At 60.0% G+C, this 25,430-nt stretch carries 26 protein-coding genes; 17 read left to right on the top strand and 9 right to left on the bottom strand.

All coding sequences use genetic code 11. The features are described from left to right. Positions 1 to 5: 5 nt before the first annotated feature. Positions 6 to 890, top strand: a complete 885-nt coding sequence (locus FCU66_RS32670) for a metallophosphoesterase family protein (protein WP_136620800.1) — start codon at positions 6 to 8, stop codon at positions 888 to 890. A gap of 103 nt (positions 891 to 993) precedes the next feature. Here FCU66_RS32670 and FCU66_RS32665 read toward each other — a convergent pair whose 3' ends face one another. Further along, the gene (locus tag FCU66_RS32665) at positions 994 to 1,593 is read right to left on the bottom strand and encodes a TetR/AcrR family transcriptional regulator (protein ID WP_246094137.1); all 600 of its coding nucleotides are present in this window, start codon (positions 1,591 to 1,593) and stop codon (positions 994 to 996) included. A gap of 238 nt (positions 1,594 to 1,831) precedes the next feature. On the opposite strand from FCU66_RS32665, the gene FCU66_RS32660 reads away from it, so the two are divergent. Further along, positions 1,832 to 2,953 (top strand): ferredoxin--NADP reductase, encoded by a 1,122-nt coding sequence (locus FCU66_RS32660; RefSeq protein WP_206077172.1) that lies wholly within the window; start codon positions 1,832 to 1,834, stop codon positions 2,951 to 2,953. A gap of 54 nt (positions 2,954 to 3,007) precedes the next feature. On the opposite strand, the gene FCU66_RS32655 is transcribed toward FCU66_RS32660, so the two are convergent. From FCU66_RS32655 to FCU66_RS32645, 3 genes are all read right to left on the bottom strand, one after another. Further along, complete coding sequence (locus FCU66_RS32655; RefSeq protein ID WP_127385848.1) at positions 3,008 to 3,952, bottom strand: NAD(P)/FAD-dependent oxidoreductase; 945 nt, start codon at positions 3,950 to 3,952, stop codon at positions 3,008 to 3,010. Between the two features lie 22 nt (positions 3,953 to 3,974). Continuing rightward, on the bottom strand, positions 3,975 to 6,029 hold the full coding sequence (locus FCU66_RS32650) for a multicopper oxidase domain-containing protein (RefSeq protein WP_136620799.1): 2,055 nt from the start codon (positions 6,027 to 6,029) through the stop codon (positions 3,975 to 3,977). A gap of 116 nt (positions 6,030 to 6,145) precedes the next feature. After that, a complete protein-coding gene (locus FCU66_RS32645) occupies positions 6,146 to 6,349 on the bottom strand; it encodes a heavy-metal-associated domain-containing protein (protein ID WP_127385546.1) in 204 nt (67 codons plus the stop codon). A 268-nt stretch (positions 6,350 to 6,617) separates the two neighbouring features. Here FCU66_RS32645 and FCU66_RS32640 point away from each other — a divergent pair, with 268 nt between their 5' ends. From FCU66_RS32640 to FCU66_RS32625, 4 genes are all read left to right on the top strand, one after another. After that, the gene (locus FCU66_RS32640) at positions 6,618 to 9,083 is read left to right on the top strand and encodes a heavy metal translocating P-type ATPase (RefSeq protein ID WP_246094136.1); all 2,466 of its coding nucleotides are present in this window, start codon (positions 6,618 to 6,620) and stop codon (positions 9,081 to 9,083) included. 69 nt (positions 9,084 to 9,152) lie between these two features. After that, on the top strand, positions 9,153 to 9,617 hold the full coding sequence (gene cueR / locus FCU66_RS32635) for a Cu(I)-responsive transcriptional regulator (protein WP_127385548.1): 465 nt from the start codon (positions 9,153 to 9,155) through the stop codon (positions 9,615 to 9,617). A gap of 48 nt (positions 9,618 to 9,665) precedes the next feature. After that, entirely contained in the window at positions 9,666 to 11,162 is a 1,497-nt protein-coding gene (locus FCU66_RS32630) for a multicopper oxidase family protein (RefSeq protein ID WP_127385549.1), read from the top strand. 13 nt (positions 11,163 to 11,175) lie between these two features. Next, positions 11,176 to 11,616 carry a YqaA family protein gene (locus FCU66_RS32625; RefSeq protein WP_136620797.1) on the top strand — a complete coding sequence of 147 codons (441 nt, stop codon included), beginning with the start codon at positions 11,176 to 11,178 and terminating at the stop codon, positions 11,614 to 11,616. Here the strand turns inward: FCU66_RS32625 and FCU66_RS32620 are convergent. Beyond that, positions 11,599 to 12,468 carry a cytochrome b gene (locus tag FCU66_RS32620; RefSeq protein WP_246094135.1) on the bottom strand — a complete coding sequence of 290 codons (870 nt, stop codon included), beginning with the start codon at positions 12,466 to 12,468 and terminating at the stop codon, positions 11,599 to 11,601. The two genes, FCU66_RS32625 and FCU66_RS32620, sit on opposite strands and share 18 nt — an antisense overlap. Between FCU66_RS32620 and FCU66_RS32615 the strand changes: the two genes are divergently transcribed. Further along, complete coding sequence (locus FCU66_RS32615) at positions 12,442 to 13,053, top strand: YdcF family protein (RefSeq protein ID WP_246094134.1); 612 nt, start codon at positions 12,442 to 12,444, stop codon at positions 13,051 to 13,053. The genes FCU66_RS32620 and FCU66_RS32615 overlap by 27 nt on opposite strands. A 148-nt stretch (positions 13,054 to 13,201) precedes the next feature. Here FCU66_RS32615 and FCU66_RS32610 read toward each other — a convergent pair whose 3' ends face one another. Next, positions 13,202 to 13,918 carry a HoxN/HupN/NixA family nickel/cobalt transporter gene (locus tag FCU66_RS32610; RefSeq protein ID WP_136620795.1) on the bottom strand — a complete coding sequence of 239 codons (717 nt, stop codon included), beginning with the start codon at positions 13,916 to 13,918 and terminating at the stop codon, positions 13,202 to 13,204. 271 nt (positions 13,919 to 14,189) lie between these two features. On the opposite strand from FCU66_RS32610, the gene FCU66_RS32605 reads away from it, so the two are divergent. The 6 genes from FCU66_RS32605 (at position 14,190) to lgt (ending at position 19,547) form a co-directional block, all read left to right on the top strand. Further along, entirely contained in the window at positions 14,190 to 14,465 is a 276-nt protein-coding gene (locus FCU66_RS32605) for a metal/formaldehyde-sensitive transcriptional repressor (RefSeq protein ID WP_127385554.1), read from the top strand. Between the two features lie 17 nt (positions 14,466 to 14,482). Continuing rightward, entirely contained in the window at positions 14,483 to 16,495 is a 2,013-nt protein-coding gene (locus tag FCU66_RS32600) for a heavy metal translocating P-type ATPase (RefSeq protein ID WP_136620794.1), read from the top strand. 2 nt (positions 16,496 to 16,497) lie between these two features. Then, positions 16,498 to 16,695, top strand: coding sequence for a DUF1289 domain-containing protein (locus tag FCU66_RS32595; protein WP_127385816.1), 198 nt, complete (start codon positions 16,498 to 16,500; stop codon positions 16,693 to 16,695). A gap of 255 nt (positions 16,696 to 16,950) precedes the next feature. After that, positions 16,951 to 17,232 carry a metal-sensing transcriptional repressor gene (locus FCU66_RS32590; RefSeq protein WP_127385817.1) on the top strand — a complete coding sequence of 94 codons (282 nt, stop codon included), beginning with the start codon at positions 16,951 to 16,953 and terminating at the stop codon, positions 17,230 to 17,232. Positions 17,233 to 17,240: 8 nt separating this feature from the next. Further along, on the top strand, positions 17,241 to 18,581 hold the full coding sequence (locus FCU66_RS32585; protein ID WP_136620793.1) for a cation diffusion facilitator family transporter: 1,341 nt from the start codon (positions 17,241 to 17,243) through the stop codon (positions 18,579 to 18,581). A 111-nt stretch (positions 18,582 to 18,692) separates the two neighbouring features. Beyond that, positions 18,693 to 19,547, top strand: coding sequence for a prolipoprotein diacylglyceryl transferase (lgt, locus tag FCU66_RS32580; protein ID WP_136620792.1), 855 nt, complete (start codon positions 18,693 to 18,695; stop codon positions 19,545 to 19,547). 172 nt (positions 19,548 to 19,719) lie between these two features. Here lgt and FCU66_RS32575 read toward each other — a convergent pair whose 3' ends face one another. Next, positions 19,720 to 19,923 carry a hypothetical protein gene (locus tag FCU66_RS32575; protein WP_127385909.1) on the bottom strand — a complete coding sequence of 68 codons (204 nt, stop codon included), beginning with the start codon at positions 19,921 to 19,923 and terminating at the stop codon, positions 19,720 to 19,722. 228 nt (positions 19,924 to 20,151) lie between these two features. On the opposite strand from FCU66_RS32575, the gene FCU66_RS32570 reads away from it, so the two are divergent. The 4 genes from FCU66_RS32570 to FCU66_RS32555 are packed head-to-tail and all read left to right on the top strand — an operon-like array spanning position 20,152 to position 24,129. Continuing rightward, positions 20,152 to 21,132, top strand: coding sequence for a hypothetical protein (locus tag FCU66_RS32570; protein ID WP_136620791.1), 981 nt, complete (start codon positions 20,152 to 20,154; stop codon positions 21,130 to 21,132). Further along, positions 21,129 to 21,872: a transglutaminase-like domain-containing protein gene (locus FCU66_RS32565; protein ID WP_136620790.1), complete on the top strand. Its 744-nt coding sequence runs from the start codon at positions 21,129 to 21,131 to the stop codon at positions 21,870 to 21,872. Before FCU66_RS32570 ends, FCU66_RS32565 begins: the two co-directional genes overlap by 4 nt. Before the next feature lie 4 nt (positions 21,873 to 21,876). Beyond that, positions 21,877 to 23,631, top strand: coding sequence for a peptidoglycan D,D-transpeptidase FtsI family protein (locus FCU66_RS32560; protein ID WP_246094133.1), 1,755 nt, complete (start codon positions 21,877 to 21,879; stop codon positions 23,629 to 23,631). Positions 23,632 to 23,643: 12 nt separating this feature from the next. After that, on the top strand, positions 23,644 to 24,129 hold the full coding sequence (locus tag FCU66_RS32555) for a hypothetical protein (RefSeq protein WP_136620789.1): 486 nt from the start codon (positions 23,644 to 23,646) through the stop codon (positions 24,127 to 24,129). A 59-nt stretch (positions 24,130 to 24,188) separates the two neighbouring features. Here FCU66_RS32555 and FCU66_RS32550 read toward each other — a convergent pair whose 3' ends face one another. Both FCU66_RS32550 and copM read right to left on the bottom strand, forming a co-directional pair. Then, a complete protein-coding gene (locus FCU66_RS32550; RefSeq protein ID WP_127385867.1) occupies positions 24,189 to 24,521 on the bottom strand; it encodes a four-helix bundle copper-binding protein in 333 nt (110 codons plus the stop codon). Between the two features lie 45 nt (positions 24,522 to 24,566). Next, positions 24,567 to 24,983, bottom strand: a complete 417-nt coding sequence (copM, locus tag FCU66_RS32545; protein WP_127388846.1) for a CopM family metallochaperone — start codon at positions 24,981 to 24,983, stop codon at positions 24,567 to 24,569. Between the last annotated feature and the right edge of the window lie 447 nt (positions 24,984 to 25,430).

Below are 25,430 nucleotides of genomic sequence, written 5' to 3'. Positions count from 1 at the left end.
GCTTGATGAAGACGATTGCCCATCTTTCCGACCTGCATTTTGGCAGGATTGACCAGACAGTATCCGATGCACTCGCTGCCGAGGTTCGCGCAGCCGACCCTGACATTGTTGTCGTCTCGGGAGACATGACGCAGCGCGCACGCAAGCAAGAGTTCGCGCAGGCACGCGCATTTCTCGACACGTTGCCATACCCGCAGCTCGTCGTGCCTGGTAACCATGATGTCCCGCTCTACAACCTGTTCGCGCGCGCCTTCACGCCGCTCTCTCGTTACAAGCGCTATATCACAGCGGATACCGACCCGTTCTATGCCGGTCCGGAGTTAGCTGTCGCTGGGATAAACACCGCTCGTTCGTTAACGATCAAGGGAGGCCGCATCAACAGCGAACAGCTCGCGTGGGTGAGACGAGGTTTTGCCGATCAGCCGGATGAGACGACACGGATCGTGGTGACTCACCATCCCTTCGAAGGGGCCAGTGCAAATGACGATGACGGTATCGTCGGGCGGGCGAGGATGGCGATGGGAGTATTTTCACAAAGCCGCGTCGATGTGATCCTGTCGGGACATCTGCATCTGAACCGCATGGGCTCGAGTGCGGTCCGATACAATATTGAGGGCTACTCCGCCTTGCTGATCCAAGCTGGCACAGCGATTTCCTCACGCCGCCGCCAAGAGGCAAATTCTTTCAATCTCATTCGCATCGAGCGGCCAGAGATCCATCTGGAGTGTCGGGCATGGGACCTCGACGAGGTGAGATTCGTCAGATCGACGAGCAAGAGCTTCAAGCTCGGGCGGTCAGGCTGGGCGCCGACAAGCGGGACAACTATCCCTACACTCGTACAAAACGCTGACGACGGGATTGTACGGGCCGACCATCGAATCCACGGATAGCCGCCTTTAGAGACTATCGCCAATCTCCTCAGACTCGACGCAAGGGCATCTGCAAGGGAAACACCAGTTCCGCCGACTGTCCGACAGCAGCCGACCTTGTCGACTATGGCGAGCCGCCTTCAGCAAGGTGAGGCAGGATTCCATCGGTCGCCAAGCGCCTAAACATCCGATCCACCTCGGTGGGCGGCGGCTTCGCGCCGCGGTCGAGCCACCAGGTCAACACTGCCATGTAGGCGCCGACGACATACTGGACGACGAGTTCTCGCGGAATGGCGTCCGATGATTTCTTGTCGCCGGTTGCGGCAATTTCATCGCGGACTACATCGGACAGTATTTGGCGGATGATGCCAAGGGCAACCGTGCCGCCGCCGACGAGCCCCCGGTGAAGGTCGATATGGTCGCGGGCGTGCTCGAGCAATGTCAGGCTGAACCCCAGGCTTCGATGCCTAAGATCTCCTGGAGTTGCCAAAGCGTCCCGCTGCCGGTCAAAGAGCACCTGGCGCAAGTTCTCGATGCCGCTTCGCATCAGATCCTCCTTGCTCGTATAATGAGCGTAGAAGGTCGATCTACCGACGTTGGCCGCGTCGCAGATATCCCGGATGGTGATCGCTTCGTAGCCCTGTTTCAGGATCAGGGACATCAGGGTTTGGTGTAGCGTGGCCCTGGTGCGGGCGACGCGGCGGTCGATCGACGTCTTTGTCATCTGCATCACCATTCACGGTCAAATCGAACAGACTGCCCGGTACTAGACGTTCGTATCGATTTGTCCGGCAAAAGGATTTTGGACTGGATGCCCATTAACGTACACCTTGTCCAATTGTGCAACACCACTGTGAGTGGGGGCTCGTCCACAACAACCGACCGATCGAGGATGATGTGACGAAGGCCGCCGAGCCCTCGGCACACACGGTGCGTTATCGCGACGCAAAGGAAGACGCTTCATGGATGACGATCGCTATCGTCGCATGCATGGCCGCTCAGGCGCTTCGATGAAGCCGGCCTCATTTGAAGTGGAGTTTACGGGCAAGACGCAGATCGCGGACGACAGCTGGGCTTTCGTCTTTAAGAGACCGGACGGTTTTCGGTTCAAGGCCGGCCAGCATGTGCGCATCACGCTCATCGACCCCGCCGAAACGGACCGCGAGGGCGACAGCCGGTTTTTCTCGCTCGCCAGCACACCCCAGGAAGCCGATCTGGTGATCGCCATGAGAATGCGTGACACCGCATTCAAGCGGGTTCTCGGTCGGCTGCAAACCGGAGACAAGGTTCTCATCCAGGTGCTGCTGGATGTTCCGCACGGGGCATTTGCGCTGCATGAGGATCCCTCATGGCCGGCAGTTTTTCTCGCCGGCGGCATTGGCATCGTTCCGGCCTTCTCGATGATCAAGGACGCAATCGAGCGAAAGCTGTCGCACAGGCTGTTCCTGCTCTACTCGAACCGGCGACCGGAGGACGCCGCGTATCTGGAGGAGTTGCAGGCGTTCGCGGAGCAGAACCCATCTTTCAAACTGGTTGCGACGATGACCGAAGCGGCAGGCTCGCAGCTTTCTTGGACGGGCGAAACGGGGCGTATAGACCATTTCATGCTTGCAAGGCACGTCGATGATCCGCTGCTTCCGGTCTATTACATTTCCGGGCTGCCGGAGATGGTCAGCGCCATGAAGACGATGCTCGGCGGCTCAGGCGTGAGCGAGGCCAGCATACAGGCCGAGGAATTCACCGGATTCGATCTCAACAAGATCGGCCCAAATGAGATTGGCCACGTCGCCGGCCATGGGCGCAGGCGGATCATTCCGATGGTAGCAACGGCGCTGGCTGCGACCGCGCTGGTCATCTTGCACGCGGGCGCAGCCGTCTCGATATTTCGCAACGGCTTTGGTGGAGTCTCAGCTGCGAACCCGATCTGGTATGTAGTGATTGGGATGTTGCTCGTTCTTGGGATAATAAAGATCAGGTATCTTGCCGGTCACCATCTCTCAGGCAGGGACCGTGCCGGCAAGGCTTTTCGCGGACACGGCGATCATACAGAACATCCGCAGGATGGCCCCGTGGGCCCTTTGTAGATTGTTGCAGCACAGCACGCGGTCACCTGAGGTGATTTCATGGATCCCGCCAGGCTACCTCCGCAACGGGGTCGAGCGAGCCAGGTCGTTGCGGATTGCAACGGCGGCGACACCGCCTTGTCCCATTGCATAGGAGAGCTGATCAAGCCCGCGGACCACGTCGCCTGCCGCATATAGACCGGCTACCGAGGTTCTCTGGTGTTTGTCGACGATAAGACATCCGTCACGCGATACTTCGGCGTCCATCGCAACCGCAAGTTCCGATCGGACATCGGACCCTAAAGCCGCGTAGACCGTCGCGAACAAGCGGCGGCCAGTCGGTGTCGCGATCGCGATGCCATCCTGCAACAGTTCAAAACCGAGACACGGGCCGTCAACTGCTTGAATGGCGCCGTTATCGAGCCGCGATCTTTGCGCTGCGTCGAGCTCATGATCGCCCGTCTGTGCGATCAACGTCACATTGGCGGTGTAACTGCGCAGAAACTCCGCTTCGCTCGTTCCGTGTTCGCCGGTTCCTATCACCGCGACCGCGCTATCGGTCACCTCATAGCCATCGCAAATTGGACAATAACGCAATAAGCCACGCGACAGAGCCTCATCGTGGACATTGGCAGGCATACTCGGTCTCCGGTTAAAGACGCCCGTTGCCATCAACACGGAGCGCGCTTGAAACATCCCTTCCATTGTGTGAGCCACAAACAAGCCCGGCCCCCCTTTCAAGGAAACGACCTTTCCGGGCCAATGGCGTGCACCGTAGCGTCCTCCTTGCTCCCGCATGCGCGTGCGTAGCTCGGACCCTGCGATTCCATCGGGAAAGCCGGAAAAGTTACGGGTGAGGGGGATCAGATCAGCCCGGCTCTCACCACTATCTGCCACCAGGACGGAGAGGTGAAACCGAGCAAGGTATATCGCCGCTGTCAAACCGGCCGGTCCTCCTCCAATAATCAGACAATCGAGCGGCTCGGCTGCGTCGGAAGAAACATCAGAGACTGGGGGCATCGATCAAAAACCTCTGCCGACGCTAGTTAACATCGATGATCATCGTTAGCCCGCCGCCGCCCTTCTCCTCGACATTGTTGTTCGTCGTGTGATGCGGAATGTGGCAATGCAGCAGCCACTTGCCAGGCCGAAGCGCCCGCCACAGGACATCGAACCTTTGCCCAGGCCCGACATTGACGGTATCGGCCATATACCGTGCGCTCTGGGGCAGCGTCGCACCGTCGATGGCGGCGACCTCGAACGGGCCGCCGTGAATATGCATCGGATGGATGGCGGTGGTGTTTGATCCCACGAAACGGATCTTGAGCAATTGACCCACCTTCATTTTGATCGTGTCCGTCGCCGGGTAAGACTTGCCGTTGATGGTGAAGAAGTTAGGGAAGCCGCCGTCCATCGGCATGGACGGAAAGGTCAGCCCTTCCCGTTTCAGCCATTCCTGGAGTTGAACGGTGTATTCCAGGTCGGCGGTGATTGCGTCGGCCGGATTCTTCGGGTCGATGATCAGCGCGCCATAGAGGCCAAGCGCCTGCTGACGGTCGACATGATCATGGGTGTGATAGAAATAGGTGCCGGACTGTTCAACGGTATATTCGTAGGAGAAAGTTTCACCGGGTTCGATCGGCCTCTGCGTCACGTGGGCCGGTCCATCCATCGCATTGGGCACGTCGAGGCCATGCCAGTGCACGGTAGTGCTTTCGGGTAGTCGGTTGGTGACGTTGATGCGGACGCGATCGCCCTGGGTAACGCGCAGCGTCGGACCGGGAACCTGCTTGTTGTAGGCAAAGGCTTCGACCGTCACTCCGGGCAGAATCGACCAGCGGATAACCGATGCCTCGAGATCAAATACCTTCACGCCGTTCTCGATTCGCGGTTCGAGGACCGTGCCTCCTCGTGCCGCGGGATCAGCCTTGAAACTCACCAGCCTAGGATCGACCGCCGCCATATCGCGCATGGCAGCGGCCGGCGTGTCGCGATCCATGATCATGCCGGGCGGCATAATGGCTCCGCCGACATCGCGGGCCGACAGCGTCAGGTTCAGCCAGTTCGCCGGCGCCATCATGCCGATCGCCAGCGCAATCAGGGAAACCACACCGAGCGCAGCAATCTGAGGCGTGGTGGCGTCCGTCTCCATTTGATGGCCGCCGCTCTTTTTGCCCGCGTGGGAAGCCATGTCATGACCTTGCTGGGCGTGATTGCCAGCATGATGCATTTCCATCCCCTCATGCTGCCCCTTGGCGGGCTGAGCCTGTGCTGCATGGGAAGCCGATGCCTTCGCCTGTGACGGTGCTTTCGCTTTCATCGGTGCTTTCGCAGGCGCGGTCTTCCCGGTATGTCCGGCATGGCCTTCTTCCGCCATGTCGGATGCCCCGCCATGCGGTTGCTTTGTCTCCTGACCGGGTTCGGCGGCTTGCGGGCGCACCGTCATCAGCCCATGCTTCAGCTTGCGTGCGACCAGCCAGACATTGGCAGGGTAGGCGAGCGCAAAGCCGGCAATGACGCCGATCGACATCACGCCCCAGAACAAGAGCTCTGTGGGTTCCATCGCGCGCATGTCGCGGCCCATCATCAGAAAACTCATCACCGGGGCCATGCCGGCCATCATGAAATTCATGGAGATGAATTCTGGCAGAAAGCTTTTACGGACGTTTTCCCAATAGGTGCCGCCCATCATGGATTTCATGAACAGCGACTGGAATATGAACAGGCCGAAGGCGAAGCCGGCGAGATATTCGACGATGAGATCGAGCCACATCGGTAGACCAAGTGCTGCCGTGATCACGGCAGCGAGGATGATGCCCGTCGCATCTCCGGCAACGCAGTGGATGGTCGATCCGACGCCCTGCTTCCACAGAGGCTTGGTGAAGTCCTCGTGCTCGCCCGGGCGGGGTTCCTTGTCGGCAAGCACATAAAGCAGCAGTCCAAGCGGACCCATATAGAGAGTGACGAGGATGAAACCCCATTTCATCACGACCGGTTCGGGGTTGTTGCGGTACTGATCGAAGCCGACATAAAGTGTCGAGGCGGCGGCAATTGCGAACCAGGCGACGAGAAAATAGTCGATTGGTTGGATGAGCATCAGGGTCCGCCCTTGGTTTTCGCTGTATTCTATCAGAGGGCCCAGCGTACCAAGCCTCGACGTTAATGAACGCGGCCGGCGCGTTTATGATCCGCTCCGACCACGCCTGATATCCTTCAGGCCGCCAACTTCTCGTTGTCGTAGCCGGCAGACTTGATGACGTCACGGATAGCGGCGTCGTTCGCCTTGGTTTCCACGGCGACCGTCGATGCGCCGAGGTCGACTATGACCACGGCTGTAGGATCGACACTTCTCACGGCTTTTTCGATCGTGCTGGCACAATGGCCGCAGCTCATATCCGGAACTTTCAATTTCAACATGGCAGCTCTCCTTTTTTTGCTGATAGACACCTTATGGGGCTTCCCATCGTTGGAAGGTCAAGGGCCTATTTTCTCGTCGATGTAATCATCGCGGTTGCATTGGAGTGCTGATCGAAATTTGCCCCTTGACCTTCCTATCATGGGAACCTTTATATGGTGTGGCAGCCACCCAAGATGGAGTTGCAAACTCATGAACGCCGTTACCCCGCACACGCCAGCCGGACCCATCTCGGTTCCTGGTTCCACAATTCAGATAGGCATCGAGGGCATGACGTGTGCCTCGTGCGTGCGTCGCGTCGAAAAGGCGATCGCCTCTGCGCCGGGTGTTGTTGGGACATCGGTCAATCTGGCGACCGAACGTGCCGAGGTGACCTTCGCCGGCAAGCCGGACCTCGCTCCCGTCATCGCGGCGGTGTCGGCCGTTGGCTACGAGACGCGTGCGGACATGATTGAGTTCGCCATCGAAGGAATGACCTGCGCCTCCTGCGTCGCGCGCATCGAAAAGGCGCTGAAGGCAGTACCGGGTGTGGCCGATGCCAGCGTCAATCTGGCAACCGAGCGCGCCACCATCCGCATCGTCGCAGGCACTGTCGAGGCGGCCGCACTTGAGGGGGCTGTGGCGGCAGCCGGCTACGAAGCGCGCCAGATACTGCCGGACACAGACATGGACCGTGAGCGCGATGGGCGGGATGCTGAGATTCGGACGCTCCGTCGTTTGCTCGCGCTGGCCGCACTTCTGACGCTGCCGGTTTTCACGCTCGAAATGGGTTCGCATCTCGTGCCCGCCTTCCATCACTGGGTGATGATGACGCTCGGCGACTGGAACTGGCGCCTGCAATTCGTCCTGACCACGATCGTTCTGTTTGGCCCCGGCCTGCGGTTCTTCAGGAAGGGAATGCCGGCGCTGCTCAGGGGCGCACCGGACATGAACGCGCTGGTGGCGCTTGGGTCGGGTGCCGCCTGGGCATACTCGCTCGTCGCGACTTTCATCCCCAATGTCCTGCCGGAAGGCACTGCCAACGTCTATTATGAAGCAGCGGCCGTGATCGTGACGCTGATCCTGCTCGGCCGCTTTCTCGAGGCACGGGCCAAGGGGCGGACCAGCGAGGCAATCAAGAAGCTCGTCGGGCTGCAGCCCAAGACGGCGCGCGTCGTCAAGGACGGCGTTACCGTCGAGGTGCCGCTCGCAGAGGTGCGGGTCGGTGACGTGGTGGTGGTGCGCCCAGGCGAAAAGATCGCGGTCGACGGCGAGATCGTCGAAGGATCATCCTTCGTCGACGAGTCTATGATGACTGGCGAACCGCTGCCTGTCGCCAAGGGCGTCGGCGCGGAGGTCGTCGGCGGCACCATTAACAAGACCGGCAGTTTCTCGTTCCGCGCCACAAAGGTCGGCTCGGCGACGCTGCTCGCCCAGATCATCCGCATGGTTGAATCTGCGCAAGGCTCGAAGCTGCCGATCCAGGCGCTGGTCGATAAGGTGACTGCTTGGTTCGTGCCGGCTGTCATCGCGGCCGCCTTGCTCACCTTCGGAGCCTGGCTTGTTCTAGGACCGGAGCCTGCGTTGTCCTTCGCGCTGGTCAACGCCGTTGCCGTGCTGATCATCGCCTGCCCGTGCGCCATGGGCCTCGCCACGCCCACCTCGATCATGGTCGGTACGGGGCGGGCGGCGGAACTGGGCGTGCTCTTCCGCAAGGGTGAGGCTTTGCAGACACTGCGGGATGCTACGGTCATTGCTCTCGACAAGACCGGAACGCTTACCGAGGGCCGGCCCGAATTGACCGATTTCGTCGTGACAGACGGATTTGTCGAAGCCGACGTACTCCGGCTCGTTGGCTCGGTCGAGGCACGCTCCGAGCATCCCGTCGCCGAGGCGATTGTGCGGGCCGCAGAACGGCGCGGCTTGGTGCCTTCCGATGTCGAGAACTTTGAAGCCATTCCTGGCTTTGGGGTGAGCGCTGTGGTCGAAAGGCGCAAGGTCGAGATCGGCGCTGACCGCCTGATGATCCGACTCGGCCTGGACATCTCAACCTTTGCGTCAGCGTCAGTGCGCCTCGCCGACCAGGGCAAGACGCCACTTTATGCTGCCATCGATGGCAAGCTTGCCGCAATCATCGCCGTCGCCGATCCCATCAAGGCGTCGACGCCAATGGCAATTGCGGCACTGCATTCGCTAGGCCTTCGGATAGCTATGGTGACCGGCGACAATCGCCGCACGGCCGAGGCGATCGGGCGGCGTATCGGTATCGACGAAATTGTCGCCGAGGTATTGCCCGACGGCAAGGTCGAGGCGGTCAAGCGGCTTGGCCAGCACGGCGCTCGCGTCGCCTTCGTCGGCGACGGCATCAACGATGCCCCGGCGCTTGCTGCGGCGGATGTTGGCATAGCGATCGGCACCGGCACGGACATCGCCATCGAAAGCGCCGATGTTGTTTTAATGTCGGGCGATCTTCGCGGTGTGGCCAACGCTATCGCGCTCTCCAAGGCAACGATCCGCAACATCGGCCAGAACCTGTTCTGGGCCTTTGCCTACAATATCGCGCTCATCCCAGTGGCCGCTGGCGTGCTTTATCCGCTGAGCGGCACGCTCCTGTCGCCGATGCTGGCGGCTGGTGCGATGGCACTGTCCAGCGTCTTCGTTTTGACCAATGCCTTGCGCCTCAGGCGTTTCCGGGCACCGATCGACGTCAGGACACAGTCCGATCAATTCTCCGTTCAAGTCGTAGGACAGATTTGATGCCGATCCCTTTTGCCCTAAGTTCCGGATCTGATTTCGCCGGGACTGCCAACCTGCAGGGGTGCAACTATGAACATAGGTGAAGCTGCCGCGGAATCAGGCGTCTCGGCCAAGATGATCCGCTACTATGAGTCGATCGGGCTTATCGCGAACGTTGCCCGAACCGACGCTGGCTACCGGGTCTATTCGGACGATGAGGTCCATGCGCTGCGCTTCATTCGCCGGGCGCGAGATCTTGGCTTTTCGGTCGACCAAATGACCGACCTGCTCGCTCTCTGGAGCGACCGCTCGCGGGCGAGCGCCGATGTCAAGCGGATCGCCATGGAACATGTCGCCGAACTCGAGCGGAAAATGCGAGAACTCCGCGACATGTCCAAAACGCTGCGTCATCTGGCAGAACATTGCCAGGGTGATGGTCGCCCGCATTGCCCGATCATCGAGGAGCTTTCCAGCGGGCAAGAGGCCGGACCAGCCAAGTCGTCCAAGCGCCCGAAGCTAGGCGGCGAGATCGCCAGGCAACGGCAGGCTTTCTGATCATACCGCGTGCCGACGCGCGCCAGTCTTTGACTTAGGAGATAACAGATGCATCGACGCGCTTTTCTGACGGCAGGTCTTGTGACGGTTTTTGCGAGCCCGCGCGCCATCGCTCAAATGAAGATGGATGACATGCCCGGAATGGATATGGGCGGTCACGACATGGGCGCAGCGCCGCAAGGCGCAAGCATGCTGCCCGAAGGGGAGGCGCTGCGCGAACTGCCCCTGCTTGCCAACGAAGCCGGCACGCCCGGCCTATTCAGGGCGAAGCTGACCGCCGAGCCGGCCACGGCGCGTTTCGCGGAAGGGCTCGACACGCCGATCCTTGGCTACAACGGTGTGAGTCCAGGGCCATTGATCGAAGCCACCGAGGGCGACCGCGTTGAGATCACATTCGCCAACCGAATTCCTGAAGAGACAAGCACCATCCATTGGCACGGCATGCCCGTTCCGGCTGACCAGGACGGCAATCCGATGGACCCTGTCGCCACCGGCGCCGACCGCACCTACAGCTTCGACCTACCGGAAGGCAGCGCCGGCTCCTACTGGTATCACCCGCATCCGCACGGCAAGACGGCAGAGCAAGTCTATCGCGGCCTTGCCGGGGCGTTTGTGGTCAAGCCGAAGGTCGATCCCATTCCGGCCGGCTATGGCGACACGGTGCTGGTGTTCACCGACCTTCGCCTTGCTGCCGACGGCACCATGCCGGACAACACGATGGTCGACCTGATGAACGGGCGCGTCGGCGATCATGTGCTGGTCAACGGACAGAAAAATCCTTCGCTAACGGTTCCCTTTGGCACGAAGCGGCGCTTCCGGCTCTACAACGCCACCAACGCCCGTTTCCTTCGACTGTCGTTTGAAGCGTCAATGACAGTTATCGGAACGGACGGCGGCCTGTTGGAAGCACCGATCGCAGCCGACGAGATCCTTCTCAGTCCCGCGGAACGCGTTGAACTGATTGTGTCTTTTGACAAGCCCGGCCCAGCTACGCTGTACACGCTCGATTACGATCGCGGCTGGATGGGCGCGGGCCGGCCTGCCGATGCAGGCCTGACACTGCTTACGGTCAATGTTTCGCAGACGCCTGCAGAGGCGCTCCCGCCGCTACCGGACAAGCTTCGGCCGATAGCGCGACTCAGCGCCCCCGCAGTCAGCCGACGCTTCGTCTTCACCGAGACCATGGCCATGAACGCCAACGGCATGGAGATGGGATTCCTGATCAATGGCGCCGCCTTCGATATGAACCGCGTCGATATCGTCGCCAAGGCAGGCGACGTCGAGCTTTGGGAGATCATCAACAAGGCCGACATGGACCATCCATTCCATGTGCATGGGACGCAGTTCCAGGTGGTCGAGCACGAACGCGACGGCAAGGTCTCGAAGCCGGCCTACCTGGCCTGGAAGGACACCGTCAACGTCGCGCGCGGCGAGACTGTGCGGCTCCTGCTGCGCCAGGACCGGCCGGGGCCACGCATGTACCACTGCCACATCCTCGAGCACGAGCAACTTGGCATGATGGGCATTGTCGACGTGCAGGCATAGGCCGGCGTTCGACGTGGCAGCACTGGCAATCTATGGCGGTTTGTTCATCAGCGCGTTCCTAGCCGCAACGGTTCTGCCGGTGTCATCGGAGGTCGTGCTCGCGGGCTTGATCGCCACAGGCCGTGGCGACCCGGCGCTACTCTTTGCGGTTGCCACAATCGGCAACACGCTCGGCTCGGTGGTGAACTGGATTCTGGGGCGAGGCATCGACTCGCTCCGGACCAGGCGCTGGTTCCCCGTAACTCCTGAGCGCTATGAGCAGGCAAGCCGGACGTTTCGACGCTTTGGCGAATGGACGCTGCTTTTCGCCTGGCTGCCGGTTGTCGGAGATGCCTTCACCCTTGCGGCAGGCGCGGCACGCGTGAATTTCGGCGTGTTCGTTGCTCTCGTCGCATTGGGCAAAGCGGCCCGGTACGCTGTGATCATTGCGGGAGAATTATGGGCGCTCGCGTGAGCAGCCGGCTTCATCGCCGACCGCAAGCAGCGCTTGCTCTTGCCGCGAAGCGATGTCCGGCCGCCCAAAGTACATGGTGCGCATGACACCATCGCGAAGCACCAGGAAATGCACCAGCGCACCCAGGATGTGAACGCCGACAAATCCAAGCAATATCCAGACCAGTTTTGCATGGACGAAAGCGAAAGCGCGTGCCGACAGCCCGCCGACCGATGGCGCCAAAGGCAAATGCAAGTATCCGAAAAGTCGTGCGGGAGGCATGAAAGGCATGGGCCGGTAGCCGAGCCATCCCGTTAGCAGGACGGCAAGAATCATGACGTAGAGAAACATGTGGAAGAAAGCAGTCGCAATCCGCACCGAGCGTGAGGGTTGCCTGACAGGAGGCTGGGTGAAGATGCGCCAGCAAAGCCTGAGGACAATGATGGCAAGGATCGTCACGCCGATCGACATGTGGAGCGGAAGCCAGTTCATCGTCGCCATTCCGGGGCCGTTCATGGGTCCCAAGGCAATGGCGATTTGCATTGCGAGCGCAGCTACGGTCAGCCAATGCAAAAGACGAATGCCGAAATGCCAGCGTAGGCGAGGCTTCTCTCTCACCGGTGAGGCCCGCCGGTTATCAGATGCGTGCGCGAGGGTTTGATGTTTTTCGTCATCTCCAAGCTCATCGAGTTTTTCCTGCTCCCTTCCAATCTTGTCGCGCTCCTCGGCCTGGCCGGCATTCTGGCCATTCTCCTTGGAAGATCCCGCTTGGGACGGGCATGCATCGTGGCGTCCATTCTGGCGTTGACCATCTTTGGTTGGAGCCCACTTGGGCCAGCGGCGCTGATGGTGCTCGAGGATCGCTTCCCTCAACCCACCCTCGACAAGCCTGTCACCGGCATTATCCTCCTTGGCGGCGCCGTCGATACGCATATCAGCAGCGACCGTTACACCTTGGCGATCAATGAGGCAGGAGAACGGCTGACCGCAACCGTCGATCTCAGCAGGCGGTATCCGGATGCGCGAATCTTTCTGTCCGGAGGATCGGGTCATATCGGCGGAGCCGGCACATTGACTGAATCCCAAGTCGCCCGCGATATCCTCATCTCGCTAGGCGTCTCGCCGCAGCGTATCGACATGGAGGAACGATCCCGAAATACCTGCGAGAACGGCACCGAAAGCGCCGCCTCGGTCCAACCGAAGCCAGGCGAACTCTGGCTTCTGGTCACGTCAGCCAGTCACATGCCCAGGGCGGTCGGATGCTTTCGCGCCGCTGGATTTGATGTAACCCCTTATCCGGTCGACTATCGAACGCGAGGAGCAGCGGATCTTGAACGCCCGACCAGTTCGATCAGCGTCGGATTGGCCGAGACCGATCTCGCTGCGCATGAATGGTTCGGATTGCTGACCTACAGGATTGCCGGCCTGACGGCTGAAATGTTTCCTGCGTCACATTAGACCATAATTCCAGCTTGGGCTGAGCGATGGCGCCCCCCGATGGTGCCCTGACAGGGAACTGGATTTGGCGATCTACGTATGGGAGCGGCCAGTTTCGTCTTCGCGCCACTGGCTTCGTCCGCCCGACGCGCATTTTCTCACGCACTGCTCATCTCGACGTGATCTGCCAAAGCGCCACGCTCGCGAGCACCACCCCGGCGGCACCTTCGATGGTTCGGGAAATGATGTCGAACAGGCGTGGCCGGCTGTCGAAAAAATGCACCAGACGCTCGCGAAACAGGATCGACAGAACCGCGACGCAAGATAACGTCAACGCCACCCCCGCCATCATGGTGATTGCAAATAGGATGCCAGCGACCGGAACGCCTCTGGAAATCGCGAAGGTCATCACAAAAAGCGTGAGCGGGCAGGGGATCAAGCCCGCCATGACACCGACGGCCTCGCCTTCATGCTTGTGGTGATGATGACTATGGCGGAAGGCGCGCCAGATCATCCAGCCACCGATCAGGCCGAGCAGGCCCCGACTGACATCTTCCAAAAACGGCGCGCGACCAACGCTGCCTAAGACAATCGAGACCAGCGGCAGCGAGAGAGCTGCAATCAGCACGGCAATCGTCACATGCGTGAAGGAGAGCGTCAGCGACACAGCAAGGCCTCGCCGGACGCTGTTGTCCGACCCTGCCAGATAAGTGGCCAGTACGGCTTTGCTATGGCCAGGTGTCAAGGCATGCGCCGCACCGAACAGAATGCCCATCGGCAGAAAGGCCATGAAGGCCAGCCAGCCGCCCCCGGCCGACAGAAGTTTGATCTGCTCGCCGAGCGTCAGATAGATCGTGCGCTGGAATTCGATGAGGGTTTGGAACATCAGGCGAAGCTAGCAGAAAGACCCCGCCGGAGCGACCGTCGGTGCCCCTCATGAGCATGTGGATGGTCACCGTACTCATGCTCTGCCGAAAACTGGACGTTCGCCGCAGCCAAGGCCCGCATATGCTTGAACAGCTATCAAGTAATTTGAAAGCTCGCCGGCCGGGAGCCGCAGGGTGAGTTCGTCCTACGACTCGAACATTGCGGACGTTACAGGTTCAAAGCTTGAATAATATAGGGGGGGATACTATTTTTGGGAAAAGGAGCGCTACATGTCGCATACGACCCGCGAGAAAACGAAGCTCATCAACCGCGTGCGCCGCATCCGCGGCCAGATGGATGCCGTCGAGCGGGCGCTCGAGGACGAAAAGGGCTGCGCCGACGTTCTCCAACTGATCGCCGGCGTTCGCGGCGCCATCAACGGCCTGATGGCGGAAGTGGTCGAGGATCACATCCTGCTGCACGTCGCCGACGGCGACCTGGCCCAGGAAGAACGCAACGAAGGCGCCGCGGAACTCATCGATGTCGTGCGCGCCTACCTCAAGTAACAACGGAGTTCGCCGTCATGGCTAGCCAGGATACCACCCATCGCCAGACGCTGGTCGACAGTGCGGAAGCTCGCGGCATCGCCCCGACCGCCGCGCCTCGTCGCAACGACCATGATCTCCATGAGCATGACCACGAAGATCATGAACACGGGCATGATCATGACCATCCGTTTGAATGGGCGGAAGCCGTGCGTATCGCCGTTGTAGCGATCACGGCGGCCGCGGTGTGGTTCGGCGTCTGGGAGCCGTTCCCGGCGGTAAGCGTCATCGGCGTCGTCGGCCTATTGATCGGCGGCTGGCCGATCCTCAGGGAAGCCTTCGAGAACGTAGTCGAGCGCCGCATGACCATGGAGCTGTCGATGACGATCGCCATTGCTGCGGCCGCCGCAATCGGCGAGTTCTTCACCGCGCTGGTCATCACCTTGTTCGTTCTCGTGGCAGAGGTGCTGGAGGGATTGACCGTCGGAAGGGGCCGAAAAGCGATTCGGGACCTGCTCGAATTCCTGCCGCGCGAGGTTTCTGTCCGGCGATCCGGCTCAATCCGGTCCGTCGCGGCGGAGGAGCTTTCGCTTGGCGATGCCATCCTGGTCGCGCCCGGCGGGAGAATCCCGGTCGATGGCGCGGTTCTCTCCGGCCATTCCTTCGTCGACGAATCCCGCATCACTGGCGAATCCATGCCAGTCGAGAAAACGGCCGGCACTCAGGTCTTCGCCGGCTCCATCAACCAGTCCGGCGCATTGGAAGTCACTGCGGAACGGATCGGCCGCGACACGAGCTACGGCAAGATCATCGAGGCGGTCGAGCGGGCCGAGAAATCCCGCGCTCCGGTCCAGCGTCTCGCCGACCGCCTGGCCGGCTATCTCGTCTATTTCGCGCTCGGCGCTGCCGTCTTGACATTCCTGATCACGCGCGACGTCTATTCGACGATCTCGGTTATCATCGTCGCCGGCGCCTGCGGCATTGCCGCGGGCACGCCGCTTGCCATTCTCGGTGGCATCGGCCGATCCGCGCGCCTGGGCGCCATCGTCAAGGGTGGCGTGCATCTCGAGACCTTGGGCAAGGTCGATACGGTCGTGCTGGACAAGACCGGCACGCTAACCTTCGGCCGCCCGGAGGTGCAGCAGTTATTGCCTTCTCCCGACACGACCGATGATGAACTTCTCGACGCCGCCGCGTCGGCAGAGCTGCGCTCCGAGCATCCGCTCGGCAGAGCGATCGTCTCCTACGCCCGCAGCCAAGGGCGTAAAATTGTCGAGCCAACAAGTTTCGCCTACACGCCGGGCCGCGGCATCGCGACCCGTATTGGCGAGAGCACCGTCCTGGTCGGCAATCGGGCGTGGATGGCGGAAAATGGGATCGGCATGCCCGCCTCCGATCATGACGTTGCGGCGGGTTCCGAGGTTTTTGCCGCCCGCGACGGACGCCTGCTTGGTTCGCTTGCCGTTGCTGACACTGTACGCCCCGAAGCCAAGCGCGCCGTCGAAGCGTTGCACCGGCTGGGCATCAGAACGGTCCTGCTCACGGGGGACGCACGCCATGTCGCAGCCGCCGTTGGCGGGGCGCTGGGCATCAAGGAGATCGAGGCGGAACTGCTGCCGGAGGACAAGCTCAAGCGCATCCAGGCTCTGGTGGCGCAAAAGCGCGTCGTTGCCATGGTCGGTGATGGCGTGAACGACGCGCCGGCGCTTGCCGAAGCCAGCGTCGGCGTCGCGATGGGCTCCGGCACCGACGTGGCGCAGGAGAGCGCAGACGTGGTGTTGCTCGGCAATGACCTTGCGCGCTTCGTCGAGACACTCGCAGTTGCCAGGCGGACGCGGGGCATCATTTGGCAGAACTTCGCCGGCACCATCGGCGTCGATGCGCTCGGCATCGTGCTTGCAGCCTTTGGCTTTCTCAACCCGCTGTTGGCGGCAGCCATCCATGTCGTCTCAGAGCTGGTGTTCATCCTTAACTCGGCCCGGTTGCTGCCGACGCCTGAGAAGACGGTCACGGCGAAACCCGAACTCATACCCGAACTCGCGAAGGTTTAGCCGTGTCCCTGGCATCGCCATGTCTCGATATCTGCAAGTTCGACCGCAAGGCTGACCTCTGTGTCGGTTGCTTCCGCACCGCGGCCGAAATCCGCCAATGGCGGAAGTTCACCGATCACAAGCGGCATCAGATTCTAGCCGAACGAACTCGACGCGAGGCCAAGCTTTTGGCCCGTCGCGGCCATCGCGACAAGGAGTGACATGGGTTATGTCGCGGACAATACGGTGCATGTGGGAAGAACTGGAGGTCGCGCTCGACGGCGCATCGGTCGATATTGCAATGGCTGAGGTCTATCCAAACAGCGAACATGCTCGATCACACACTTTGCCAGGCGATTGAATAGCAGCTCTTCGGACATTCTACGGCACCAATTGCACCGCTTTGCCTAATACGAAAGAGCCCCAGTCGACGATGTTCACTTGACGATATCCTCTCCAGGGGGATAGGAAACGGTATGAGCGAACAGCCACACGTCCACGAAACTCACCCTAATATCGTCAAGCGCCTGAAACGAGCCGACGGTCATCTCAAAAGTATAATCGAGATGATCGAGGCGGGCCGCCCCTGCCTCGACATCGCCCAGCAACTTCATGCCGTCGAGAAGGCGGTCTGCCAGGCAAAGCGGACCCTAATCCAGGACCACCTCGATCATTGTCTTGAAGATGTCGTCGGTCCGCTGGCGCGGGAACAGCGCCGCTCGATCGATGAGTTCAAGGAAATCACCAAGTACCTGTGAGGCGCACCATGATGGATAAAGTACGCGACTGGTTCGGTTTCGGCCCCATGTCACAGGGTTTCGGCGGGCATGGCCATGACCATGGAGACGGTGGCCACGGGCACACCCATGGCGTGATAGATCCTACGATCGCGACGACAACGCGGGGCATTTGGGCAATCAAGTGGTCGTTCGTCGTGCTGGCCATCACGGCAGCGCTTCAACTCGTCGTCGTGTTCCTTTCCGGGAGCGTGGCGCTGCTGGCCGACACAATTCACAACGTCGGTGACGCGGTTACAGCCATTCCATTGTGGGTGGCGTTCGTATTGGCCCGCCGCAAGCCGAGCAAGACCTTCACCTATGGCTTGGGCCGGGTGGAAGACCTGGCCGGAATCTTGATCGTTTTGATCATCCTCTTCAGCGCCATAGTCGCCGGCTACGAAGCGATTGACAGGCTGATCAATCCGAGACCCATCGCATTTCTCGGCTGGGTGGCGATCGCCGGCATCGTCGGCTTCGTAGGCAATGAAGCCGTCGCCGTCTTTCGTATCCGTGTCGGCCGCGAGATCAACAGCGCGGCGCTGATTGCGGACGGCTACCATGCCCGCACGGATGGTTTCACCAGCTTGGCGGTTGTGCTTGGCGCAATCGGCGTATGGCTCGGCTTTCCGCTCGCCGATCCGATCATCGGGCTCCTGATCACGCTGGCGATCTTCGCGATCGTCTGGCAGTCGTCGAAAGCAGTCCTCACGCGCATGCTCGACGGTGTCGAGCCCGGCATTGTCGATGAAATCCATCATGCCGCCGAGCACGTGTCCGGCATCGAGCGTGTCCAAAGCGTGCAGGCGCGCTGGATCGGCCACCGCCTGCATGCGGACGTCGCCATCAGCGTATCCGACGGAGCGACGGCGAAGGACGTGCTGGACGTCACTGGAGCCCTTAAGGAGGAACTGTTTTCACACTTGCCGGCGTTGGCCGAAGCCAATGTCCGCCTGGAAAGCCCGGCCGGGTCTGCCGCGAAGGGCACGGAACCTTCTCACGCTCATGGTCATCATGCGCCGGCCCCTTTCAAGGTCGCGTGCGACCTGGCTGCTGGGACATTGGAAATCGTCGACACCTGCGCGGGAGAACGCATGCGCCTCACGATCGACCGGCATGCAGATGATTTGACGGCCACTGTGATTATCGACCGCCCTGGCGGGCCGGAGACGCTTACTCTCGAACCCGTCGCCGATAACCACCATCGCCTCGAGAGTACTGTTGCTCCTGCCGAGCCGCATGAATTTCAGGCGAGGCTGATCCTGGTCGCGAAGGGACGCGAACAGCTGCTGCCGTTCGAGATGGTCGAACCCGAAGGCCACCATCACTGAGATCCGAGAACTATATGGGAGCCGTTTACGGCTCAACGAGCTGTCACGTACTGCAAGAAGACAGACATCTGCTTCAGATACTCAAACGCGATCGCAACCGAGAGCTCCCCGTTGAACGAATATTTCCTGCTGCCGCTGGCCTCGCTGCCCTTTCCCAACATCAACCCGATCCTCATCCAGATCGGACCGCTGGCGGTGCACTGGTACGGCATCGGCTACATCGTCGGCATCCTGTTCGCCTGGTGGTACGCCAAGCGGCTCGCCGGCAATGCCAGGCTGTGGCCGGACGGCGTCCTGCCGATGAAGCCGAAAGACCTCGACGATTTCATCGTCTGGGCAGCCATCGGCGTCGTGCTGGGCGGACGCACCGGCTATGTGCTGTTCTACGACCTGCCGCGCTACATCGCCCACCCGCTCGATATCTTCGCCGTCTGGCAAGGCGGCATGTCGTTCCATGGCGGCCTGCTCGGCGTCATCCTCGCCATGACCCTGTTTTCCATCAAGCGCGGCATCCGCACCTGGTCGCTGTTCGATGTCGTGGCGGCCGGCGTGCCGGTCGGCCTTGGCCTGGTGCGCGTCGCCAATTTCATCAATTCCGAGTTGTGGGGCCGGCCAACCGACGTGCCGTGGGCGTTCGAATTCCCCAATGGCGGGCCGTTTGCCCGTCATCCGAGCCAGCTCTACGAGGCGCTGCTCGAGGGCGTCGTCCTGTTCCTCGTGCTGCGCATCCTCACCCATTCGCGCCTCAAGCTGAAGACGCCGCGCTTCGTCGGCGGCGCCTTCATCTGCGGCTATGGCCTGTCGCGCATCTTCGTCGAGTTCTTCCGCGAGCCCGACCAGCAGCTCGGCTATCTCCTCGGCACCAACTGGCTGACCATGGGCATGATCCTGTCGTCGCCGATGGTGCTGGCCGGTATCTGGGCGATGGCGACCGCCAAGCCGGTGGCACAGCCGCAGCCGGCATGACAAGGCTGAAAACCCGCATCTCCCTTCGCCGCCCAAACGGACATCGTATGGACACTTTGACCGCCCTAGGACTAATCTCCCGCTTGGAAGCGTCTGTGATTCGACAGACGCTGCCCGCCTTTAACCAAAAATAAACGCTGTGATGCGAACTGGAATTATGTGGACCACCGGTTCAAAATGGCAGGCTCGTCGCCTCATTTCGATAGCCATCGCGTTCGCGATGCTGCTGTCGGCGTTTGCAGCGCATCCGCCAAGGGCTGAGGCCGCCGACATTCTGGTTGCAGCGATTACTCACGTTCACGACCAGGGCTCCAAGGACGTTGGGACCGTATCGCACAGCGCTCTGCATCACGATCATCATGCCGAAATGATCCATCAGTTTGCTGTTAACTTTGTCGGTACCATCAGTCGTCCGACCTTTTCCTCCAGTCAGGACGGCGCTCGCACTGTCCAGATATCCCTAGATCGCCCTCCAAGAGTCGCTTCGTGCTGATGCACTGAGCGTATCTTTGCCGGCGCAGAACTGCGTCTGTCTCCATCCGCTCGGTGTTCGCCCGTCGATCGCAATGCGATCGACCGATCAAGCTAGAGCGGAATTTTCAGGATGTTTATCGCAGCTGCGCGCGCGCGCAAATCTATTCTACGCAACTTTCAAACTATCGGATACGAGCCGGACGAGGCCGCATGGCGGTCGATAAGCATGGGCGTAAAACGGGATCTTCAGGCCCGCCGCCTGCGTCCCAACGTGCCGATTCCCTCACGGCGAAACCCGATCAAATATCTCAACGCCGTGTATCGCGAGACGGGATCGATCCGCGATACTTTTGTTTCATTTCTCCACGACGGAGCGTGGACATCGAGCGGCGGATCGTTTCGGCTCGCCGAGCAACTCGGCTTCGATCTTCTTCATGAGGCAAATCACCGCCTTCGTATGGACGGAGCGTTGCACTATCTGGAAGTAGGTGGCGGCTGGGCAGGGTTGAGGAGCCCTGCTTCAACGAGGCCCCGCGATATCGCAAGCCTCGCCGCGCATTTCAGAAACGGCCTTGGCCAGAATGTATCTTTTCACTTTACCAATCTGACCCAGTGGCACGACGAACTGCCGGTGGGTATCGTCGAGCATCCCTACGTCACAGCCGCCGGCCTTTCCGTTTTGGACACCCAAGGCATGCAAGCCGGCACAGTCGACATTCTCTACTCGCAAGCAGCTGCCTATTTCGAAACAGACATCAAATCATTTCTCATGGCAGCTTCAACCCTGCTGCGAAACGGCGGGCTGCTCATATTCAACCTTCGGCCGGAATTTGCCGGATTGGTTTTGGATTGTACGCGTGCAAACGGATTGGCAATGCGCAAATGGTGCAACGCCGGTGGCATGAACGGCGTCATTGTCGCGTTCGAAAAGCAGCTGACTGCACGTAAGACCAAACCGCGAATCGGCACCGCCGGAATGCCCTTGTCCCACGCGAAATTGCTACGACCCGGGGAGAGCTCCGCCATGCTGGCCGAACTCGGTCATCATCCTGCAAATCAGCGGGACGCAGGAGAGTTGGGCTTCCCGCAAATGCTGGAGGTCTTTCGATGAACAGACGCATGTTTTTGATCGGCGCTGGCGCAACGGCTCTCGCGCCAAGCCGCGTAGCGGCACAAGGTCAGACACCTCAAACACTTGACGCTCGCATCGCGAACGTTCAGCGCGAGCTGCAAACGCAGCGCGCCGACGGCAAAACGCCTTCTTGCAAGTGGATTGCTGAACAGCTGCAAGTCGGCCTGACCGATCGAGATCGGCGGATAGCGGCGTTCAAAATCGTGCAAGAAGTGCCGTACAAGCTGACGGCATGGACCGGCAATCCGGACAGTCTGTTCGCGATTGATCGCGGGGATTGCCGCCACAAATCGGCAGCCTTGATTCAGCTAATGCGGGCTTGGAAGGTCGATGCTAGGCCTGTCCAGGTTCCATTTAACTGGGCCGATTTGCCGATACCGCAATCGGTGCTGCAACCCTTGGCCGAAACACGCGGCTTCCACGATACCGTGGAGGTCGATGTCGACGGCAAAATGATCCTGGTCGATGCCACTTGGGATTTGGCCCTGGGAAAAGCAGGCTTTCCGGTTCTTGCCAATTGGAACGGCGTTGACCCGACACCGGCCATCACCCCTCGTGCGAAGGTCATCCTGCGAGAAGGAGACATCAAGGCAGGGACCGATCTCTACGCCTATTTCGGGTTCAAATGGCCCGAACGCAAACGCACATTGGCCTTCAACCGCGCCTTCAACGCCTGGACCGATGAACTGCGTGCGCGTGAGAATGCGGTCAAAGGCTAGCTTCATGGAAAATGCATCGAACGCTGTCCATCAGCCTGCCAAGTACAGGGCTCGAATCTATACCGTTATGGCAATGTTTGCCTTTTTCTTTGCTGCCATAGGCGTGCGTCTGGTGATGCTTGGAACCATGGATCGGCCCGATCGAGCCTACGCGGCCGTACCGCCGTCTGTTGCGCGGCCGGACATAGTCGATCGGAACAACGTGACCCTTGCGATGGATATCGCAAGCTTTTCCGTCTACGCCGAGCCGCGCCGAATTATCGATGTCGACGAGGCGGCTGAGGGCCTGACAAGCATTTTTCCGGACCTCGATATGATGGACCTTCACAAACGCCTAGGCAGCGCCAGTGGCTTCATCTGGATCAAACGAAGCGTAACGCTCGCTGAAAAGGATCGGCTCTGGGCGCTGGGAATCCCAGGGGTGGGAGTTCGGGACGAAACTCGTCGCCTTTATCCCAATGGGCCTGCGGCTGCGCATGTTTTGGGGTCAGTCAACATAGACAATGCCGGGATTGCTGGCATCGAACGCTGGATAGACGAACAAGGACTGCAGGATCTCAGATTAGCCGGCTTGAATTTCAATCGACGGGATCTCGAGCCGATTGTTCTCAGCCTGGACCTGAGGGTCCAATATGCGTTGAGCGACGAGTTGAGGAAAGCTGTCGCCCGCTTCAGCGCCATCGCTGGGGCAGGGCTGGTATTGGATGTCACCAATGGGGAAGTGATAGCGCTGGTGTCGCTTCCCGATTTTGACCCCAACATTCCCGCTGATGCACTGAAACCAGACCGCATCAATCGCATCAGTGTCGGTACATACGAAATGGGGTCTACCTTCAAAGCCATGACCACCGCCATGGCGTTGGATTCGGGCATGTTCAACATCCATTCCGTCCTTGACGCCAGTCGACCTTTGCGATTTGGCCGGTTTACGATCAACGACTACCGCGGCCAGGGAAGGCCGCTGACTGTTCCCGAGGCATTCATCTATTCATCGAACATTGCGATGGCCCGGATGGCCATGGGTGTAGGCGTCGAAAACCACAAAACCTTTCTGAAAAGGCTGGGTCAGTTCGATCGCCTAGCCACCGAACTGCCCGAGAATGCTGAGCCGCTTATTCCTCCGAACTGGAGCGAACTGAGCACCGCCACGATCGCCTTTGGCCACGGCATGGCCGTCACGCCGCTACAGGCGACGATGGCGGTCGCGGCGCTTGTCAACGGCGGGAACCTTATCCGGCCGACTTTTGTCAAGGGAACCCCCTTGGAATCACGAATTTTAGCCACGGACGTGGTGACATCGGAAACAGGGCAGGCGCTGCGGTTCCTAATGCGGCTGAACGCCGAAGTCGGTTCGGCCAAGAAAGCCGACATTCCGGAGTATTTCATTGGAGGCAAGACGGGCACTTCTAACAAGGTGGTCAACGGGCGCTATTCTGGAGACCGGGTGCTGACGGCCTTCATGGGCATAGTTCCTGCGGACCAGCCCCGCTATCTATTCCTGACAATTCTCGATGAGCCCCAGGCACTGCCGGAAACCAGCGGATTCAAAACGTCGGGCTGGAACGCGGTTCCGGTGACGGGGGACATCATGAAGCGGGTTTTGCCGCTTCTCCCGATCGCACCTTACAGGGAACGGCCGACCGACCCGTTTCCGACCATGGTGCGGATCGCAGCGTGGGGTTCCGAACGCTTTCGGCCGGTTCTCCCCGTCGCCAACAAACCCACCGTGGAAGCTGTGGCTGCCCCAGTAAAACCGTAACGGAGTGAAAAAATGGAAGACACCATTCGAATTGGAAGAAACACGGAAGCGAGGATGCCATTCAGCTCATATGTCAAGGGCGCGTTGGTGGCGATTGGTTCTTTCGCCATGCTCGGAACCGTTGCGGCGTTGTGGGCAAACCCCTTCTTCATACGCATGACGCCGACAAGCGGCTTCGAAGTCGGGCTGCTTGCATTGCAGGCGATTTTACTCGGGATCTATGTCACGATTCCGGTTCCGGCATGTGGTCTGAAACTCGCCAGCCTTGGCGGCATCGCCAACTACGTCGGTATAGCTTGCCCGATCTGCAACAAGCTCTTGCTCTTGCTGTTTAGCGCCAATGCGCTTTTGACTTATCTGGAGCCCGTCCGGATTTACCTGGCAGCGGGCGGAGCGCTCGTGACGATGGTCGCTGTTTACGTCCGGTGGCGCAACTTTCGGCTCGTTTCGCCTCTGCCTACGCCTTCCTTTCGCGACCAGCCTCCCGCCACCGTCTAGGCAGGCTGCAGTCGATGAGAAGCGGGGCGCTATAGTCGCGCCCCGCATTGGTTTTGTGTCTATGCGGCCATCATGTTGCAGCTTTCGGCGCATTGGCGGCATGCGTCCACGCATTCTTCCATATCGCCGAGGCGTTCGCAGTCATTCGCGCACTGGCCGCAGATCTCGGCGCATTCACGGCAGACGTGCTTGTGATGCTCGGAGCCGAGCAACATGAAATGCGCCGATGTTCGACAGATTTCGGCGCAGGCCATCATCAAGGTGAAATGCTTCCTCTCGGTGTGCTCTCCGCCCATTTCCAGACAATGTCCCATCGCAGTCGAAAGGCATGTTGAATAGCAGCGTAAGCATTCCTCGATGCAGGCCCTCATTTTCGGGTTCAGTTGGTGCATGGAAATTCTCCTATGAACGTTCGTGTCGAATGCAGTCGCGCTTGACTATTTTGCATTGGTCTTTAGCCACTTCGCGTAGTCCTTGATTTCCTTCTTTTGAGCATCAATGACCACCTGCGCCTTTTTCTTAGCGTCGGCGTTGTCGCCGTATTTGAGCTCGACCTCCGCCATATCGATCGCGCCCTGGTGATGGGCAATCATCCCGCAGATGAAGGCCACGTCGGCATCCTTGGCTTTGATACCCTCCATCATGGCGGGTTCCATTTTCATCATTGATGCCATGTATGCTTGGTGGGCCTCGTCCATGGCTGATGCATCCATCTTAGGCGTATCCATGCCTGCCATTTGTTCAGCGCCGGCTTGACGGCATTGCTGTGGGAGGGGGTTCTCTTGGCTGAAGGCGGCCGAACTTGTTCCTGTGAGTAAAGTAGCGATCGCAAGGGTGGCGATGACGTTGCGCATGATCTTCTCCTATGTGTCTGATGTCGACGGGTAGGCAGCTAGGCTGCGGCTATTTCATCGGGATTGAGGATATGGCAAAAAGGGCTGCTTTGGCGGTCGCTCCAGGCGCCATATGGACTGAGACCGAGGCGAGTCCGGCGTCTCAGCAGCAACCTCTGAGCTAAACGGACTATATGCTTGCGTGGCGGCTGTGAGGACAATGCCGACCGCGCAATGCAGCGCCGCACAACAATTGCCGTTCTTGACGACTTTATCGCAATCAGTGACTTCGTTTGGCCCAGATACCGCGACTTCTTCCACCGAAGCCCTAAGCGGCAAAGGTTCCGAATGAGAGGCGCGTGCCACCATAGAGGCCGCAAACGTCATCGCTACCGCGATGCAGACCGTTGCAAGAATGAGGGTGTTTGTCCGCCGGTCATTCACGAAGCTGATAGCCTTCAGTTTTTG

Source organism: Mesorhizobium norvegicum (assembly GCF_004919685.1).
GTDB classification, from domain to species: domain Bacteria; phylum Pseudomonadota; class Alphaproteobacteria; order Rhizobiales; family Rhizobiaceae; genus Mesorhizobium; species Mesorhizobium norvegicum.
This window is presented reverse-complemented; position numbering and strand designations above follow the sequence as displayed.